Source organism: Aureimonas phyllosphaerae (assembly GCF_047943035.1).
Taxonomy (GTDB): Bacteria; Pseudomonadota; Alphaproteobacteria; order Rhizobiales; family Rhizobiaceae; genus Aureimonas; species Aureimonas phyllosphaerae.
The window spans coordinates 2,056,097-2,073,586 of the sequence record NZ_CP181348.1 but is presented as its reverse complement, the minus strand read 5'-3'; the positions used below and the strand labels follow the sequence as shown (position 1 = coordinate 2,073,586).

Genomic DNA, 17,490 nt, shown 5'->3' with positions numbered 1-17,490 from the left:
CATGAAGAAGTCGAAGTTCACCGAGGCGCAGATCGCGTTCGTCCTGAAGCAGGCTGACGAGGGAACGGCGGTTGCGGAGGTCTGCCGGAAGGCCGGGATCTCGGAGGCGACGTTCTACAACTGGCGCAAGCGGTACGGCGGGATGATGCCGTCCGAGGTGAGGAAGCTGCGCCAGATCGAGGAGGAGAACGCCAAGCTGAAGCGGCTCGTCGCGGACCTGTCTCTGGACAAGGCCATGCTGCAGGCTGTGCTTTCAAAAAAGCTCTGAGGCCTGCTCGCCGACGCCAGTTGGTGGACGAGGTTCGAGCGTCCTGGAAGGTGTCGATCAGACGGGCCTGCTCGGCCCTGAAGGTCGGGCGCTCGCTCTACACCTACAAGTCCCGGCGCGGCGATCAGGCCGATCTGAAGACCCGAATCCAAGAGATCACGCGGACGCGGGTGCGATATGGGTACCGTCGTGTCCACGTGCTGCTACGACGGGAAGGATGGGCCGTGAACCCGAAGCGGATCTACCGTCTTTACAAGGAGATGGACCTGCAGCTTCGGAACAAGGTGCCGAAGCGGCGCGTGAAGGCCAAGCTGCGGGACGACCGGACGGTGGCGACCCATGTGAACCAGACATGGGCGATGGACTTCGTTCACGACCAGCTCGCAACGGGCCGCAAGCTGCGCATCCTGACGGTCGTCGACACCTTCTCGCGGTTCTCACCGGCGATCGATCCGCGCTTCAGCTACCGTGGCGAGGATGTGGTCCGGGCGCTGGAGCGCATCTGTGGCGAGGTTGGCTACCCCAAGGCCATCCGGGTCGACCAGGGATCGGAGTTCATCTCGCGAGACCTCGATCTCTGGGCGTATCAGAAAGACGTCGTTCTCGACTTCTCGCGGCCCGGCAAGCCGACCGACAACGCGTTCATCGAAAGCTTCAACGGGAAGTTCCGAGCTGAGTGCCTGAACACCCACTGGTTCATGAGCCTTGACGACGCGAAGGCCAAGATGGAGGCTTGGCGTAGAGACTACAACGAAGTCCGCCCTCACAGCTCGATCGGCCACAAGACCCCGATCGAGATGATGAAACGCTCGGAAGGCAGCCCGCCCGCCTGAGCAATCACCCCCGGAAATACTCCAGCCGGGCGGTCCAAAAACAGGGGGCACGTCAAGATCACGACAGGACTCTCGCTCCCGCTGGATGAAAAACGGGGGTCACGTCAACGGTAACTAAGGCTCGTGCAAGTCGCCGTTTGTTGTATTGCTGCCGCCAGCTCTCGATGACGATGCGCGCCTCGGCGAGGCTGTAGAAGATCTCGCCGTTCAGGAGTTCATCGCGAAGCTTGGAGTTGAAGCTCTCGCAGTAGCCGTTCTCCCAAGGACTGCCCGGTTCGATGAACGCGGTCTTGGCACCAACTGCGGCGATCCATTCGCGCACCGCCTTGGCGATGAACTCCGGGCCATTGTCAGAACGGATGTAACCTGGCACGCCGCGTAGTATGAAGAGGTCGGATAGAACGTCGATGACGTCTGCGGACTTCAGCTTCCGATCGATCCGGATGGCGAGGCATTCCCGAGTGAACTCGTCTACGACATTCAACGTGCGGAACTTGCGGCCGTTGTGGGTCCGGTCCTCGACGAAGTCATAGGCCCAGACGTGGTTTGGATGCTCGGGCCGAAGCCGAACGCATGAACCATCGTTCAGCCAGAGCCGACCGCGCTTGGGCTGTCTGGCCGGCACCTTCAGACCTTCCTGCCGCCAGATCCGCTCGACGCGCTTCACGTTGACCACCCATCCGGCATTCCGCAGCAGGGCTGTGATCCGACGCCTATCAGCGATTGCGAGCAATCGCTTGTCGGCCACGGGGATATCCGTAGCGTCCATACTGCGTCGCCAGTTCGATGATGTCGGCCGTCAGCGCCGCATCGTCGGAACGTCCCCGCGGCGCCTTGCGCTGCGTCGATCGGTGCTGCCCCAGAACCCGGCACGCCAGCCGCTCCGACACACCGAACTTCAGAACGGTATGGTCGATGCAGCGACGACGACGGGCGGGGCTCACCAGTTTCTTAGATAGCGGCCTCTTTCAGGATCAGCTTCTCCAGCGTCAGGTCCGACACGGCCTTGCGCAGCCGCTCGCTCCTCTTCTCGAGGTCCTTCGGACGCTTCACCTGGTCGGACTTCAGCCCCCCGAACTCTTTCCGCCACCGGTAGTAGGTAAACGGCGTCACGCTGATCGTGCGGATCGCATCCGCTACCGGGCGGCCCTGCGAGAGCAACACATTGACCTGCCTCAGCTTGGCGACGATCTCTTCCGACTTGGGCTTCTCCTGTCCCATCTTGTCATCCTCCGTCAGCTCGAAAGCCTACTTCAGGGAGGGCCACTTTTCAGGGGGCAGAGCACAATCTCCTTCAAGGATGATGCAGCAATGGATGCCGCCCTTCGCACGGTCAGTAGTCACCATCATCTACGGCCCTACCCTCCGCTATGACCCGGGCGCTACCAGGAGACATGCCGATGGGCCGGCCTCCGCTGAATGTGGGCGCCGTTGTCGTGCAGCTGCCGAACGATATGTCTGCGCGTGTTGACGCCGTGGTCGGCAAGCACGGTCGGTCGAAGTTTTCATCCGCGAGGCGGTCGAGCACGCGTTGAGACTGCCGGAAACCACGCTGGAACATAGAGACCAGCGCCCCTATTCAGCTGCGCCCCACCACTTGAACCTGCAGGTGACTTTGGTCATGAAAAAGCCCGCCGCGGCGAACCGGGCGGGCTGACTACTTGCATAGGCGCTGACTGTCGGGCGATCAGGAAGTCGCCGAGGTTCGCCGGGGTGACGCCCTGCAGCACGATCGTGCCGCCGCCCGACAGGTCGAACACTGTCGAGCCGTTGACCTCCGAGACCGTGAAGGTCTGGCCCTGGAAGTCCAGCCTGTCGCCTTCGGCCTGGTTGAAGTCGACGATGATGTCGTTGCCCGAGTTCGCCGCGAAACGGAACGTGTCCGCGCCACCGCCGCCCAACAGCGTGTCGTTGCCGAGATCGCCCCAGATCTGATCGTTGCCGAGATCCCCGAACACGAAGTCGTCGCCCTGACCGCCACGCACCTCGTCGGCCCCGTCACCGCCGTAGACGGTATCGTTGCCCATGTTGCCGTTGACGAAGTCGTTGCCGTTGTCGCCGTAGACCTCGTCAGCATCCCGACCGCCCTGGACGATGTCGTCGCCTCGGCCGCCACGGACGAGATCCGAGCCTTCGTTGCCGTTCAGATTATCGACGCCTTGGTTGCCCGTGATGACGTCGTCGCCTTGGCCGCCGGAGACGAGATCATTACCGGATCCACCAATAAGCCGGTCATCACCGCCAGCCCCCAGGATCATGTCATCCCCAGCGCCACCATCAATCAGGTTGTCGAGGTTGTTCCCGGCGAGCGCATCGTTTCCTTCCGAACCAGAAACCGGCGGGTTCGAAGGGCTTCCAATCTGTCCACTGTCATAATCGAAGGTGACGTTCAGAAACTCCTCGACAGGTTCTCCCGAGAAATCATCAACGTCAGATCCAATGCCGAAAGCCACATCAATCTGACCATCAGCAATGATTGCCGCCCAAGTGGACTGAGGTATCGTGAATGTGACAGAATTCACACCATCGTACTGACCATTGGGTATCTGACCCTCGTAGGCTTGGCTGACGAACCCTTCAATCAGAACCGCAACCGTTTCGTCGCCGTTACCCACCGAGAAATCGCCAAAATACTGCAGCGTGACGGATACATCTCCAGTCGTTGTCCTTGCCGCCGTGGTAATCGGAAACGGCCCAAGCAAGGCTGGGCCGGAACCGGTTCCGAGGAAATCGTCCAGGCGGTAATTGAGTGTAACGGCAGCCATATGTTTCCCCTGGGTATCGTTCGCAGCCAACTGCCGCTAAGTCAGGAACCGTGTGAATTGTCCGAAAAGCTCAAAGCGACAACTTTTGATAGAAGCGGAAATTCTTGGCACCACTTATGATATGACTGACTGCGAGATCGCATCCCGCCATTTGAGTTGAGGGCGACGCTTATTCGGCGGGGAATGCCAGCGGGTTGGCGCAATCGCGAAGCCACCACTGCGAGACCGTCAGGATGTCGATATTGCCCGCGTCACGCTCGGCCGCGAGGAAGTCCATGCCGGCGCGGAAGTCGGCCGTCTCCTGGTTGATGAGACCGCCGCCCAAGTCATGGCCATACATGAACACTGTGGAGCCCGTCCGCTTCGCGTGCCCGACGACGGTCTGATAGGTGGACAAGGTAGCCTGCGACAATGTGTAGGACGGCAGCACCAAGCCCTGATCGAAGATGCCGTGCTTCGAGAAGATCGGGTTGCCGATCGTGGTGCGGCCCGTCAGGAAGCCCGCAGCCTTCAGTGCCGCCGGCAGCTTGCCGGTGTGGAACGGATGCGAGGTCTCGGTGAACGTGACGGATCCCGTCTTGGTCGCCGTGGCGCTGGCGGACAGCGTGACCTGCGTCGCATTCTCGATCGACTGGATCGTGGCGTAGTCAGGAATACCAATACCCTGCGAGACGGCGCGCGCACCGACCATGAGATCAGCCGAAGACGTGACAGTGAGGACAGGGCTACCCGACGTCATACTCGTATCAGTCAGCGTCGAGACGTTGCCGCGCCAGAGCTTCGCCGCTCCTGCGGGGACCGCCCGGTTCAACTGAAGCTGCGTCGCGCTGATGACGACGGTAATCCACGTACCTGCGGGTACGTTGTCGCCAAAAATCGGCTGTCCAGATTGAGAGTTGGAGTGCGACCCGACCGTGATGACGTTCGACCCGTCCGTGACAGGATTCGGGAGCGCAACGCGCGGACCTGCCGAACGATGCAGGCCGTTGGGATAGCAAAAGTGACGAGCATTGGAATTGAGCCCGTTGTCGGCCAGCCACTGCTTCCCTTCCAGAAGTTCGGTCACAGCCGCAGCAGCGCTCGCCCGGTCGATCATCGCCCCGTCGTCGCAGGTGCCGTCGAGCTGAATATCGTGCCCAAGCGCCTTCATGTCCTGAAGCTGCGAGAGCGTCAGTCGATTAAGCTGCCCGACCAGAGCCCACGGGATGTAGAGCGTTATCGGAATGCGGCGGTCTGCGAGATACTGACGCTCGGTCCACGGACCAACTCGCCCATCATCGAACGTGAGGACTACAGTCGGGCGACCGCCTTCCGTCGCGATCAGTGCGTCGACCTTCGGGGCAAAAGGGCTGCTGAAACCACCAAAAGCTCGCACGCCCATCGGAGCACCGTCCACAAGGTCGACGCCAGCAGTTGCCATGTCAGCTGCGCTCGTGAACCTGACGTGCTTGCCGGGAATCATATTGCCGAAGAGAGCGCCGTTCAGATCGGGATATTTCCCGATATTCGCGCCGGCGGGATAGTTCACGCCGTTCGCAGCCTGCCCGAGACGCAGATCCGCGCCGTTGCTGAGCTCGGGATCGTTACCCTTGTCCACGAGGTAGGCGAATACTTTGTGCTTGGAGGCGTCGTAGTTCGGGTAGCCCGTCGTCTTCGTGACTTGGGGAGCCCCTGTGGTGCCTGGTGTGAAGACTGCACGTCCGGCCCCTTGATCCTTTCCAACTGTGTCGATCGTTTGCGAGCCGGAGCCAGCCGCGACGGCGGACCAGTTCGTGGTGCTGTCGAAGCTCTCCATCAGGATCGATGCGGGGTCTGGCTGGCCGCTCGCATTCACGGTCGGCCTCATTCCCAAAGTGCGACCGGCACTGGTCGCGAGCGTCGCCGCGAATGTGCCGGCGGCGACCGCGCTGGCACCGACCAGCAGATTGCGTCGTGTGACGTCCAGCGCAAGCCTCCCATCGTTCGGCGTCACGGAGGCGATGGTCTCGCCGCTTCCCAAGCCAATGATGGCAGCTACCAGCGTTCCGGACGTCGCACCAGCGGTGAGGGATGCCGTCAGCGGGCCGAGCACTCCACCGCCCGCGCCAAGGGTGATGGGACGGCGCGCTCCAGCAGCGGCCTTGACGAAGGGGCTCTGCCCGACAATCGACTGCGATTTGTGGGCTCACAGCGGGCGTGTGACACGGACTTCAACCTTTGCGGCTGCCAGCTTGCCGGCGCAATTTGGATCGAAGCGTGCGGGGCCTATCGGCGGTTGTAGTTGCATGCACCGAGGTGATCAGATGGGGGCGATGATCCATACCCACCTCAGTACTCGTCCGTCCGCATGATCGTCATCGCCCGTGCCGTCACCGCCCGATCGGCGGGTCCGGCGAGGCGATGATCCGCCATGCCCGTTCCGTGCGGGCCGAACTCGGGCGAACCGTCGGCGAGATCGCGGCCCTCGCCTCCGGCTATGCGGGCACGCTGCGCGTCGGCGCGATCCCGAGCGCCGTGCCGATCCTGGTCGCCCGGACGATCGCCGTCCTGAAGCGGCGCCACCCGCGCCTGCGGATTTCGGTGGAGGTGGCGACAAGCAACCACCTCACGGCAGCCCTTGCCGAGGGTCGGCTGGACCTTGCCCTCGGCCGGGTGCTCGATGCGGACGCCGGGTCCTCATTTGCGGTCCACGCGACGGTCGACGAAGGTCTCGTGGTCTGCTGCCGGCGCGATCACCCGCTCCGCCTCACCGGCGAACGCGCAAGTTGGGTGGAGCTCTCGCGCTGGCCCTGGGTCGTGCTGCCGGAGGGATCGCCCATGCGGCAGATCCTGTCGAGCGCCTTTCGCGGCGGCGGCGCGCACGAGCCCGACGACGTCACGGAGACGGCCTCGTTCCTGATGGTGATCTCCCTCCTCGCCGAGAGCGAAGCGATCTCGCTTCTGCCCCGCGACATGCTCGCCAGCCCCTTCGGGCGCCCGACGATCGACGCGCTCCTCGTCGACTTCCGTCCGTCGATGGGACCTTACACCGCGCTGACGCGGAGGGATCGGGACAGTGAGGCTTCGGTCGCCCTTTTTATCGAAGCGCTGAACCACGTCCTCCAGGAACGCGCATCACTGGACACTTGAAAGAGCCGCCAGGAGAGACCGTCATGGTCGGCTTTCCCTCTAACCGCCCGTCGCGCCCCGATCCGAGACCGAAATGCGCCTGACGGCCCGACAGAAGGCTGGTCGACCTTTACCAAACAAGGCCCTGCGAAACCGGACAGTCCGGCAGCACCTCGTCCGGCCTCGGACAGCCGTGCGAGCGAACGTCGGAAAGTGGGCCATTCGCAAACGCCCAAGATCGCCGATCCGGCGGAACGTGACGCCTTGGATGCTCGCATCGTCCGATCATCACTCGATGCGCCACCGCGGAACGTCGGGGCAGCCTTGGGGTCGGCGTTAGAGCTGTCATGGTCGGAGCGACGCTTCGTGCGGATCCCTTCTTCGCCTCCTCTCCGGGGCGCCGCCGTCATGCCCTCCGCACCACGCACCGAGTCGCCCACGAAAGGCCGACGAGCCAAAACTTGACGAGTTCACGAATATTCGTAAAGTTAAGTCAACCGAGCGGAGCTTCCATGTCCCTTTCCCGATTCGCCACCCGTCTGAACTCCTTTGGCTCCGCACCGCACCTCTACTGGCCCGACCTGTCGGGCAAGCCGACCTTCATGCAGATGGCAGAGCGTGCGGCGACTGCAAAGGGTTTGACGGACGTCGATCTGAACTTCCCGGACCACGTGAAGGACGATCCGGCAAGCGTCGGCCGGCGCATCAGGGACCTCGGCCTGTCGGTCAACGGCCTTGCGATGCGCTACTACACCAACCCGGCTTTCAAGCTCGGCGCCTTCACGAATCCCGACAAAGCCGTGAGGCGGGAGGCGATCGACATGACCAAGCGCGGCGTCGATGCCGCGCGCGCCATGGGCGCCGACCTGATGACGCTCTGGCTCGGCCAGGACGGCTTCGACTACAACTTCCAGCTCGACTATGCCGAGGCCTGGGACCTCGAGATCGCCGGCATTCGCGAGATCGTTGAGCACGATCCGGCCTGCCAGATCTCCATTGAGTACAAGCCCGACGAGCCGCGGGCCCACGCGCTCCTGCGCGACTGCGCGACGACGCTGCTCGCGATCGGCGAGATCGGGGCGCCGAACCTCGGCGTGACGCTCGATTTTGCCCATGCGCTCTATGCCGGCGAGCAGCCCGCCTATGCCGCCGCCCTCATCCACCGCCGCTCGAAGCTCCTCGGCGTCCACCTCAACGACGGCTACGCCAAGCGCGACGACGGGCTGATGGTCGGCGCGGTGCATCTTCGCTCGACGCTGGAGCTCCTGCGCCAGATCCGCCGCGACGGCTACCGCGGCGCCCTCTACTTCGACACCTTCCCCGACGCATCCGGCCTCGATCCGGTCGCCGAGTGCGAGACCAACATCGAGACCGTGCAGCGGCTTCTCGGCGTCGCCGACCGTCTCGACGCCGACAACCGACTCGGCGAGGCCCAGAGCCGCCAGGACGGCGTCGCCAGCCAGAGCATCGTCAACGCCGCGATGATCGCAGCGGCCTGACCGCCAGACCGCGCGCCGGGCCGCGAGGCCAGCCCGGCATTTGTCCAACGGGAGGAACCAACCCCATGACGATCCGACTGAAGGCCCTCGTGGCCGGCTGCGCCCTGTCGCTCCTCGGCGCCAGCGCCTTCGCCCAGACGCTCGCGCCCCTCAACTCCGACACCGAGACCGACCGCATCGAGTGGTCGCAGCTCGACGCCAAGTTCGGCGCGGTTCCGGCCGCCCCCGCTGACACCCGCATCGGCGGCGTGTCGAAGACGCTGACGAACGAATACTGGCGCTCTCTCGGCGAGGGCTACGAGGCCTATGCCAAGAAGGCCGGCGTCGAGGTCGTCTACCAGGCGGCGCAGTCGGAGGGCGACCAGCTCGGCCAGCTCTCGATCGCCGAGAACCTCATCAGCCAGGGCTTCGCCGCGCTCCTCCTGTCGCCGCAGACCGACAACAACCTGCAGCCCGCGCTGGAAAGCGCCGAGGCGCAGGGGATCCCGGTCGTCAACGTCAACGACGCCGTGATCCCGAGCGTGAAGCACTATGTCGGCAATGTGCAGCGCGACAACGGCGTGCGCGTCGCCAAGTGGTTCCTCCAGAACCGGCCCGAGGGCGGCAAGGTCGCGGTGATCGAGGGCCAGGCGGGCGTCTTCGCCGCCGGTCAGCGCACCAAGGGCTTCTCCGAGACCGTGGTCGAGGGCGGCAAGTTTGAGGTCGTCGCGAGCGTTCCAGGCAATTGGGACCGCCAGGTCGCCTACGACGCGGCCGCCACGATCCTCCAGCAGAACCCCGATCTCGTCGGCTTCTACGCCAACAACGACGGCATGGCGCTCGGCGTCGTCGAGGCCGTCAAGGCGGCGGGCCTGCAGGACAAGGTCGTGGTGTTCGGCACCGACGGCATCTCGGACGCCTATGCGTCGATCCGCGCGGGCGAGCTGACCGGCACGGTCGACTCCTTCCCGGTCCTCACTGGTGAGGTCGCGATGGAGGCGGCTCTGCGCCTCGTCGGCAAGCAGGCGCTGCCGCGCGTCGTCTCGACGCCCCAGGCGCTGATCACCAAGGACAATGTCGAGGCCTATGCCGTGAAGGGCGACGCCCTGCGCGCGGTTCTCCTGAAAGAAGCCGCCAAGTGATCGTCCGGCCGGGACCGCATACGCGGTCCCAGCCGACCGCGACGTCTCCAGGAGGGAGCGCCATGACCACCTCGTCCGCCCCACGCCTCAGCCTCGACGGCATCGGCAAGACCTTCGGGACGCTGCGCGCCCTCGACGGCGTGTCGATGGACGTCGCGCGCGGATCGGTTCATGGCCTCCTAGGCGAGAACGGGGCGGGCAAGTCGACGCTCCTGCGCATCCTGTCCGGGGTGATGGAGCCGACCGGCGGCACCGTGTCGGTCGACGGCGTGCGCGTGGCCGGCCACGGGCCGCTCGGCGCCCGGCGCGCCGGCATCGCGATGATCCACCAGGAACTCCAGCACGTTCCCGAGCTCACCGTCGCGCAGAACATGTTTCTCGGCCGCCCGCTTCGCATGGCCGGCGGCCTCCTCGTCGACCGCCGGGCGCAGGAGCGCGCGGCCCGCGCGGCGCTAGCCCCGCTCGACGGCTCGATCGACCCCGCCGCCCGCATCAACACCCTCAAGGTCGCGCAGCGCCAGATCGTCGAGATCGCGCGCGCCCTGATGGAGGATGCGCGGATCATCGCCATGGACGAGCCGACGTCCAGCCTGACGCCGGCCGAGTTCGACCGGCTCGCCGTCCTGATCCGCGATCTCGCCGCGCGCGGCGTTTCGATCATCTATGTCAGCCACAAGATGGACGAGGTATTCCGCGTCTGCGACCGGGCGACGATCCTGCGCGACGGGCGCAAGGTCGCCGACGTCGCCATGGCCGAGACCACCGAGGCCGAGGTCGTCTCGCGCATGGTCGGGCGCGAACTCGCGCAGGCCGAGCACAAGGGCTTTGCGACCGACGCGGTGGCGCTCGAGGTCGAGAACCTCTCGCGCGGGATTGCGGTGCGCGGCGCGAGCTTCCAGCTGCGGCGCGGCGAGGTTCTCGGCATCTCCGGGCTGGTCGGCGCCGGCCGCACCGAACTCCTGCGGCTCGTCGCGGGCGTCGACCGCCCCGACGGCGGCACGATCCGCGTCGACGGCAGGCCGCTCGCCCTCGGCAATCCGCGCAAGGCCATCCGCGCCGGGCTCGGCCTCCTGCCCGAGGAGCGCAAGCGCGACGGCATCGTCGCCCGTCGCTCGATCCGCTCCAACATCGCCCTGTCGTCGATGAAGCGCTTCTCGCGCGCCGGCTTTGTGCGCCGCCGCGCGCTCGCGGCCGAGAGCCTCAAGCTGATGCGCGACATGAATCTGCGCCCCCTCGACGTCGAGCGGCCGATCGGCCAATTCTCCGGTGGCAACCAGCAGAAGGCCATCATCGGCCGCTGGATCGCGGCGGGCGCGCGCATCCTCCTGTTCGACGAGCCGACGCGCGGCATCGACGTCGGCGCCAAGGCGGAGATCTACGCGCTGATCGAGCGGCTGGCCGTCGAAGGGCGCTCGATGATCGTCGTGTCCTCCGAGCTGCCGGAGATCCTGCGCGTCTCCGACCGCGTCCTCGTCATGCGCGAGGGCGCCGTCGCCGGCATCCTGGAGCGGGACGCGATCAGCGAGGAGGCGATCGTCGCCCTCGCCGTGCCGCAGTCCGCCAGCGCCCCCTCCCATTCCTCCCGATCGGGACACTGACGCCCATGACCTCCACCGACAGCCTTTCCGCAACGCCGAAGCGCGGCCTGAAGCTCGGCTTCGGCCTGCGCGACGCCGGAACGCTCATCGGCCTCCTGGTGATCGCCGGCGTCTTTGCCGCACTCAGCCCGAACTTCCTCACCGAGCGCAACCTTCTCAACATCCTCCAGCAGTCGTCGATCAACGCCTGCGTGGCGCTCGGCATGACGCTCGTCATCATCTCGGGCGGCATCGACCTGTCGGTCGGCCCGACCGCGGCGATCGCCGCCGTGGCGGCGGCCGCCATGATGGTCGGCGGCGCGCCGATCGTCCTCGCCATTCCCGCCGCGATCCTCTTCGGCATGGCGGCGGGCGCGGTGAACGGGGCGCTCGTCGCCTATGGCGGCCTGCAGCCCTTCATCGTGACGCTCGGCACCCTGTCGCTCTACCGCGCCTCGGCTCTCATCTACACCGGCGGCAACCCGATCTTCGGCATTCCCCCTGAGTTTCGCGCCCTCTTCAACGGCGACATCCTCGGCGTGCCGACGCCGGTCGTGCTCGTGGCGGTCCTCGCCTTCGCGGTCTGGGTCGTTCTCAACAAGACCCCGCTCGGCGAGTATTTCCTCGCGGTCGGCGGCAACGAGGAAGCGTCGCATATCGCGGGCGTGCCGGTCGCCATGACGAAGATCTCGGCCTACGTGATCTCCGGCGGCCTCGCCTCCATCGCCGGCCTGATCCTTGTCGGGCGGCTGGGCGCCGCCGACCCGACGCTCGGCAACCTCTGGGAGCTCGACGCGATAGCAGCGGCGGCGATCGGCGGCGCCTCGCTGATGGGCGGCAAGGGCTCGGTGGTCGGCACGATCCTCGGCGCCATCATCCTCGGCTCCCTGCGCAACGGCCTTACCCTCCTCAACGTCCAGGCCTTCTACCAACTGCTCGCCACCGGCCTTATCATCCTCGTCGCCATGCTGATCGACCGCGCGACGAGGGGACGGGGATGAACATCACCTTCAGCGATCCGAGGACCATCGGACCTCGGATCCGCATGATGATGCCGCAGCTGACGCCGCTCGAGGCGCGCGTCGTCGAGATGATCCTCGGGCGGCGCGACTTCGACGAGACCACGGCACTGCGCACCGTTGCTGAGGATGCCGGCGTTTCCGACGCGATGCTCGTCAAGATCGCCAAGAAGCTCGGCTTCTCGGGCTTCAAGGAGTTTCGGGCCGGCATCGCGGACTACAATCGCCTGCCGACCGCCGACCTGCATCAGGAACTCTCGCCCGACGACAGCGGCGCCCAGATCGCCCAGAAGGTCTTCCGCACCTCGATCCACGCGCTCGAGGAGACGCTCTCGATCCTCGATCCGGAAGCTTTCGAGCGTGCCGCGGACCTGATCTTCGCCGCGCGCCAGCGCGACCTCTACGGCATCGGTGGCTCGGCCCAGATCGCGCGCGACGTCGCCCACAAGTTCCTGCGCATCGGGGTGCGCACCAACGTCTTCGACGACGCGCACATGATGCTGATGTCGGCCGCCCTCCTGTCGGAAGGCGACGTCGCGATCGCCTTCTCGCATTCCGGCCAGACCACGGCGGTCCTCGAGCCGCTCGAACTCGCCCGCAAACGAGGGGCGCGCACGATCGCGCTGACCAACTACGCCACCTCCCCGATCGCGGAGATCGCCGATGTCGTGCTCTGCTCGACCGCGCAGGGATCGCCGCTGCTCGGCGAAAACGCGGCCGCGCGCGTCGCTCAGCTGATCATCCTCGACGCCGTCTTCGCAGCGGTCGCCCAGCGCGATCTGAAGGCCGCCGAACGCAATCTCGCGGCTACGATGGGAGCCGTCAAAACCAAGCGACGAAACACATGAACACTCCCGCCAAGCCCGTGATCGTGGTCGTCGGAAGCCTGCACTACGACATCATGGTCGATGCGCCCGACAGGCCGCGCAAGGGCGAGACGGTGACGGGGCACGCCTGGGCGCCGAAGTTCGGCGGCAAGGGCGGCAACCAGGCGGTGAGCGCATCTCGGGCGGGCGCCGAGGTCCGGATGGCAGGCGCCGTCGGCGATGACGAGTTCGGCCGTTTCCTGATCGCCGCGCTGGATGCCTCGGACGTCGATGCCACCCGGGTCGCCAGGCTGCCGGGGATCGGCTCGGGCATGAGCGTCGCGATCTCCGATGCCGAAGGCGACTACGGCGCCGTGATCGTGTCAGGCGCCAACCTGGAGATCGATACGGCTGCGCTCCGGCAGGCCGATCTCTGGAAGGGTACAAAAGCCCTGATCCTCCAAAATGAGGTGCCGGACGCCGTGAATCTGGCAGCCGCCGCAGCCGCCCGCCAGGCGAAAGCGATCGTCTGCCTCAACGCGGCCCCGTTCCGTCCGCTTCCGGACGAACTGGCCGCCCTGGTGGATGTCCTGATCGTGAACGCGATCGAGGCCGAGCAGCTTTGCGGATGTCGCGTCACCGACCTGACGTCGGCAGCCGCCGCGGCGACGGAGCTTGCGAAGCGCTTTCCCAGCGTGGTCGTCACGGCCGGGGGAGACGGCGTTGCTTGCGTCCAGACCGGCGAGGCACCGGTTTCGCTGGAAGCCCTGCCCGTGCGTCTCGTCAGCACGCATGGGGCCGGCGACGCTTTCGTCGGCGCCCTCGTCGGTTCGCTCGCCGCCGGCTCGCCGTTCGGGGAAAGCCTGTCTGCCGCAAACGAGGCGGCAGCCCGGCATGTTTCCGCACGTCCATGACGGTTCGGGACCATCGATGCCGGCCACGCCGGGATCCGCCTGATCGGATGCGATCTCACATCTGATGGCGAGCGACCGAGCCCTCGCCCCTGTTGGTTGATCGCCTGTTCCTACCGATCGGCGCCCCGGCAGCGAATGCCCGACACGAGCCTTGCGCCGGTCGCGAACACGGATGAACAGCGCACGGGGCGTTCGTCCGGCGCAGTCACGTGGTGGTGATCGCCGAAGCCGACGTCGAAGCCCGTTCGTATCTTTCTGTGTTTTCGAAACCGAACACGGGAGTGGGACATGAAGAAGAGCGCGATCCTCATCGCCGGAACGCTGTGCCTGATGGCGTCGTCCGCCTTTGCCCAGCAGACCATGCAGGGCGTGAAGGCCGTCGATCAGGATGTTTCGAACGGCATCGTCAGCGCCGACACCGTCATGGCCGCGAAGAACGGCTGGCTCGTCGTCCACCGCACGGACGCTGCGATGAAGCCGGGTCCGGTTGTCGGGCATGCCCCGATCCGGGCCGGCACCACGAACGACGTCGCGGCGATCCTGACCGAGGACGTGAAGCCCGGCGACATGCTGATGCTGATGGTTCACTCGGAGGACGGCGGCACGAAGAAGGGCGTGTTCGAGTACACGCTGGGTGCCAAGGAGGACGGACCGGTCCGCGTCGACGACAAGCTCGTCATGACCATGATCAAGGCCCAGTAGTCCTCTGGGGCCCGCCGGCATCCGGCGGCGGGCTCTTCGTCCAGTGCCCGCGTTTCCGCGCCCGTTGCGCCGCTGCATCGGCGGCTTCGCCGGAAAACTGCGCGTTGAGGCAGACGCTCGATGTCGGCAGTCGGAACGCGACGCCGATCCCGATCAGCCTTGATGCGCCGAGTGCGATCCTATGTGCGGGATTTGCCGACAGGCTTCGCCGAGAAGACGCCACAGGGCGCCACGGTCGGCAGATGCACGACGATCAGCCGCTTATGAGGCCCCTTTCAGGGGCCAGCGGAACGACGCCCTCACCGGGCCCGCGCCTTCAGCCAGCGGTCGAAGGCCACGGCAAGGATCAGGATCAGGCCGATCACCACCTGCTGCGTATAGGACGAGACGTTGTTGAGCACGAGGCCGTTGACGAGGACGCCGATCAGCGCTGCCCCGATCACCGTGCCGCCGACGGTGCCGACGCCACCGAAAAGGCTGGTACCGCCGATCACGACGGCCGAGATGACCGTCAGCTCGTAGCCGATACCCGCCACGGCCTCCGCCGAGTTGAGGCGCGCCGAGAGGACGAAGGCCGCCAGCCCGCAGAAGAAGCCGACGATGAGGTAGACCGAGACGAGGATCGCATCGACCTTCAGACCGGACAGGCGCGCCGCCTCGGCATTGCCGCCTACCGCATAGACCGCCCGCCCGTAGCGCGTGTAGCGCAGGACGACATGGCAGAGGATCGCGGCCACCGCGAAGATGATGACCGGCACCGGCACCGGCCCGATCAGCCCGGCGCCGAACCAACGCATGGACGCGTCGAACCCTGAGATCGGGCCGCCGTTGGAGAGCGTCAGCGTCAGCCCGCGGAAGATCGTCAGCCCACCGAGCGTCACCACGAAGGGCGGCACCTTAAGTCGGGTGATGGCGAGGCCCTGGATCGCGCCGCAGAGCGTGCCGACGGCAAGGGCCGCGAGGAGCGCGGCGAACCAGCCGTAGCCGCCCGCCGCCGCCCCCCCGAGGGACAAGGTGTTGGCCGCCCCGCCCTTGAACACGATGGCCGCCACCATGCCCGACAGCGCCACCAGCGATCCCACGGACAGATCGATGCCCGCCGTCAGGATCACGAAGGTCATGCCGAGCGCGATCAGGCCGGTGATCGAGATCTGGCGGAGGACATTGAAGAGATTGGTGGGGTTCAGGAAGTTCGGGTTGACGAGGGCGAAGACGGCCATCAGCACGACGAGGAAGAGCAGCGGCCCGAAGGTCTTGAGGACGCGGAAGAGGTTGACGCGGGGGCGTGTCGCCGGCTCGTTGGCTGCGGTCATGGGCGGGGCTCCGTCCGGGTTCCGAGCGCCATCAGCGCCATGAGGGATTCTTCGCTGGCCTCCGATGCCGGCATCTCGCCGGTGATGCGGCCCTCGCGCATGGTCACGATGCGGTCGCTGACCGCGAGGATCTCAGGCAGTTCGGACGAGATGACGAGCACGGCGATACCGCGCGCGGCCAGCCCCACGAGGATCTGATGGACCTCCGCCTTGGCTCCGACATCGACGCCGCGCGTCGGCTCGTCGACGATCAGCACCTTCGGGTCTCGCGCCAGCCAGCGGGCGAGGATCACCTTCTGCTGGTTGCCGCCGGAAAGCCCGGCAATCAGCTGATCCGGGCCGGCCATGCGGATGTTCAGCATCTTCCTGTAGTCGGCGAGATCGCGGCGCTCCCGCCCCTCGGCCATGAAGCCCAGCGCCCGGGCATAGGTCTTCAGCGACGCGACGGAAAAGTTCGGCTGGATGCCGAGCGCCGGGAAGATCGCCTGATGCTTGCGATCCTCCGGCACGAGACCGATCCCCAGAGCGATGGCATCGGACGGCGCGGCGGGGGCGATCGGCCGCCCGTCGAGCCGGATTTCGCCGGCCGCGCGCCGGTCGGCGCCAAAGATGGCCCGCGCCAGTTCGGTGCGACCCGACCCGACGAGACCGGCGACTCCGAGGATTTCGCCGGCTCGAAGATCGAGATCGACGCCCTTGAGGACGATCGCGTGCGGCGCCTCGGGATTGCGGAGCGTGGTGAGGCCCCGCACCGACAGGCGCACCTCGCCGGCCTTCGCCCGCTCGGCCGGCCGGGCATAGAGCTCGGAGGCGGCACGCCCGACCATCCGTTCGATCACGGCCGGGACGGGAATGGGATCCGTCCCACGCTCCAGTTCGCCCGCCAGCCGCCCGTCGCGCAGGACGGTCATGCGGTCGCAGACCTCTGAGGCCTCCTCCAGACGATGGGTGACGAACATGATGGAGACCCCGGCCGAGCGGAGCTGGCGCATGATGCCGAGAAGGCGGCTGACCTCGGCTTCCGAAAGAGCGGATGTCGGCTCGTCCATCACGATGACGCGCGAGCGAAGCGAGAGCGCGCGCGCGATCTCCACCATCTGCTGCTCGGCGACCGACAGCGCCGAGACGGGCGTTCGCACATCGAGCCGCAGACCGACCCGCGCGATCGCCTCCGACGCGGCCTCGCGCATAGCGCGCCAGTCGACGAGCTTCAGGCGGTTCACCGGCGCGCGGCCGACGAAGATGTTCTCGGCCACCGACAGGGTCGGGATCAGCGAGAGTTCCTGGTAGATCGTCACGATGCCGGCCCGCATCGCCTCGTCCGGATTGGCAAAGGCGACCGGCCGGCCGTCGAGGCGAATTTCCCCGCGCGAGGGCGGCTGGACGCCGGACAGGATCTTCAGGAGCGTCGATTTGCCGGCGCCGTTTTCGCCCATCAGGCCGAGGATCTCGCCGGCGTGCAGGCGCAGGGAGACGTCGTTGAGCGCGCGCACGCCCGAGAAGTCCTTCGAGATGCCGTGCATCTCGAGCAGCGGAACCGGCGACGGTGCGGCCGGAATGGGAGCGGATGGCGCGAGCATCGGCAT

General features: G+C 66.2%; 13 protein-coding genes and 1 pseudogene. 9 read left to right on the top strand and 5 right to left on the bottom strand.

Annotated elements, in window-relative coordinates:
* The first annotated feature begins 1 nt into the window (after position 1).
* Positions 2–1,101 (top strand): IS3 family transposase gene (locus ACLNGM_RS09655; protein WP_416358151.1). Its coding sequence is split into 2 segments (ribosomal slippage): positions 2–263 and positions 263–1,101, totalling 1,101 coding nucleotides; the frame shifts between segments, so codons are not numbered across the junction.
* 58 nt (positions 1,102–1,159) lie between these two features.
* On the opposite strand, the pseudogene ACLNGM_RS09650 reads toward ACLNGM_RS09655, so the two are convergent.
* The 3 genes and pseudogenes from ACLNGM_RS09650 to ACLNGM_RS09640 form a co-directional block, all read right to left on the bottom strand.
* Positions 1,160–2,322: pseudogene (locus ACLNGM_RS09650) on the bottom strand (IS3 family transposase).
* Positions 2,323–2,720: 398 nt separating this feature from the next.
* Complete coding sequence (locus ACLNGM_RS09645; protein WP_416358150.1) at positions 2,721–3,866, bottom strand: calcium-binding protein; 1,146 nt, start codon at positions 3,864–3,866, stop codon at positions 2,721–2,723.
* Between the two features lie 169 nt (positions 3,867–4,035).
* Positions 4,036–5,937 (bottom strand): hypothetical protein, encoded by a 1,902-nt coding sequence (locus tag ACLNGM_RS09640; RefSeq protein WP_416358149.1) that lies wholly within the window; start codon positions 5,935–5,937, stop codon positions 4,036–4,038.
* 308 nt (positions 5,938–6,245) lie between these two features.
* On the opposite strand from ACLNGM_RS09640, the gene ACLNGM_RS09635 reads away from it, so the two are divergent.
* The 8 genes from ACLNGM_RS09635 (at position 6,246) to ACLNGM_RS09600 (ending at position 14,591) form a co-directional block, all read left to right on the top strand.
* Complete coding sequence (locus ACLNGM_RS09635) at positions 6,246–6,974, top strand: LysR substrate-binding domain-containing protein (RefSeq protein WP_416358148.1); 729 nt, start codon at positions 6,246–6,248, stop codon at positions 6,972–6,974.
* Between the two features lie 491 nt (positions 6,975–7,465).
* Entirely contained in the window at positions 7,466–8,452 is a 987-nt protein-coding gene (locus tag ACLNGM_RS09630) for a sugar phosphate isomerase/epimerase family protein (protein WP_416358147.1), read from the top strand.
* A 65-nt stretch (positions 8,453–8,517) separates the two neighbouring features.
* Positions 8,518–9,573 (top strand): substrate-binding domain-containing protein, encoded by a 1,056-nt coding sequence (locus ACLNGM_RS09625; RefSeq protein WP_416358146.1) that lies wholly within the window; start codon positions 8,518–8,520, stop codon positions 9,571–9,573.
* A gap of 62 nt (positions 9,574–9,635) precedes the next feature.
* A complete protein-coding gene (locus ACLNGM_RS09620) occupies positions 9,636–11,171 on the top strand; it encodes a sugar ABC transporter ATP-binding protein (RefSeq protein WP_416358145.1) in 1,536 nt (511 codons plus the stop codon).
* 5 nt (positions 11,172–11,176) lie between these two features.
* Positions 11,177–12,151, top strand: a complete 975-nt coding sequence (locus ACLNGM_RS09615) for an ABC transporter permease (RefSeq protein WP_090964718.1) — start codon at positions 11,177–11,179, stop codon at positions 12,149–12,151.
* Positions 12,148–13,017, top strand: coding sequence for a MurR/RpiR family transcriptional regulator (locus tag ACLNGM_RS09610; protein ID WP_416358144.1), 870 nt, complete (start codon positions 12,148–12,150; stop codon positions 13,015–13,017). The genes ACLNGM_RS09615 and ACLNGM_RS09610 overlap by 4 nt, the downstream gene beginning before the upstream one ends.
* Positions 13,014–13,889 (top strand): ribokinase, encoded by an 876-nt coding sequence (locus ACLNGM_RS09605; protein ID WP_416358143.1) that lies wholly within the window; start codon positions 13,014–13,016, stop codon positions 13,887–13,889. The genes ACLNGM_RS09610 and ACLNGM_RS09605 overlap by 4 nt, the downstream gene beginning before the upstream one ends.
* A 288-nt stretch (positions 13,890–14,177) precedes the next feature.
* Positions 14,178–14,591: a hypothetical protein gene (locus ACLNGM_RS09600; RefSeq protein WP_090964724.1), complete on the top strand. Its 414-nt coding sequence runs from the start codon at positions 14,178–14,180 to the stop codon at positions 14,589–14,591.
* A 299-nt stretch (positions 14,592–14,890) separates the two neighbouring features.
* Here ACLNGM_RS09600 and ACLNGM_RS09595 read toward each other — a convergent pair whose 3' ends face one another.
* Positions 14,891–15,904, bottom strand: a complete 1,014-nt coding sequence (locus tag ACLNGM_RS09595) for an ABC transporter permease (RefSeq protein WP_090964727.1) — start codon at positions 15,902–15,904, stop codon at positions 14,891–14,893.
* A complete protein-coding gene (locus tag ACLNGM_RS09590; RefSeq protein WP_416358142.1) occupies positions 15,901–17,484 on the bottom strand; it encodes a sugar ABC transporter ATP-binding protein in 1,584 nt (527 codons plus the stop codon). Before ACLNGM_RS09590 ends, ACLNGM_RS09595 begins: the two co-directional genes overlap by 4 nt.
* Between the last annotated feature and the right edge of the window lie 6 nt (positions 17,485–17,490).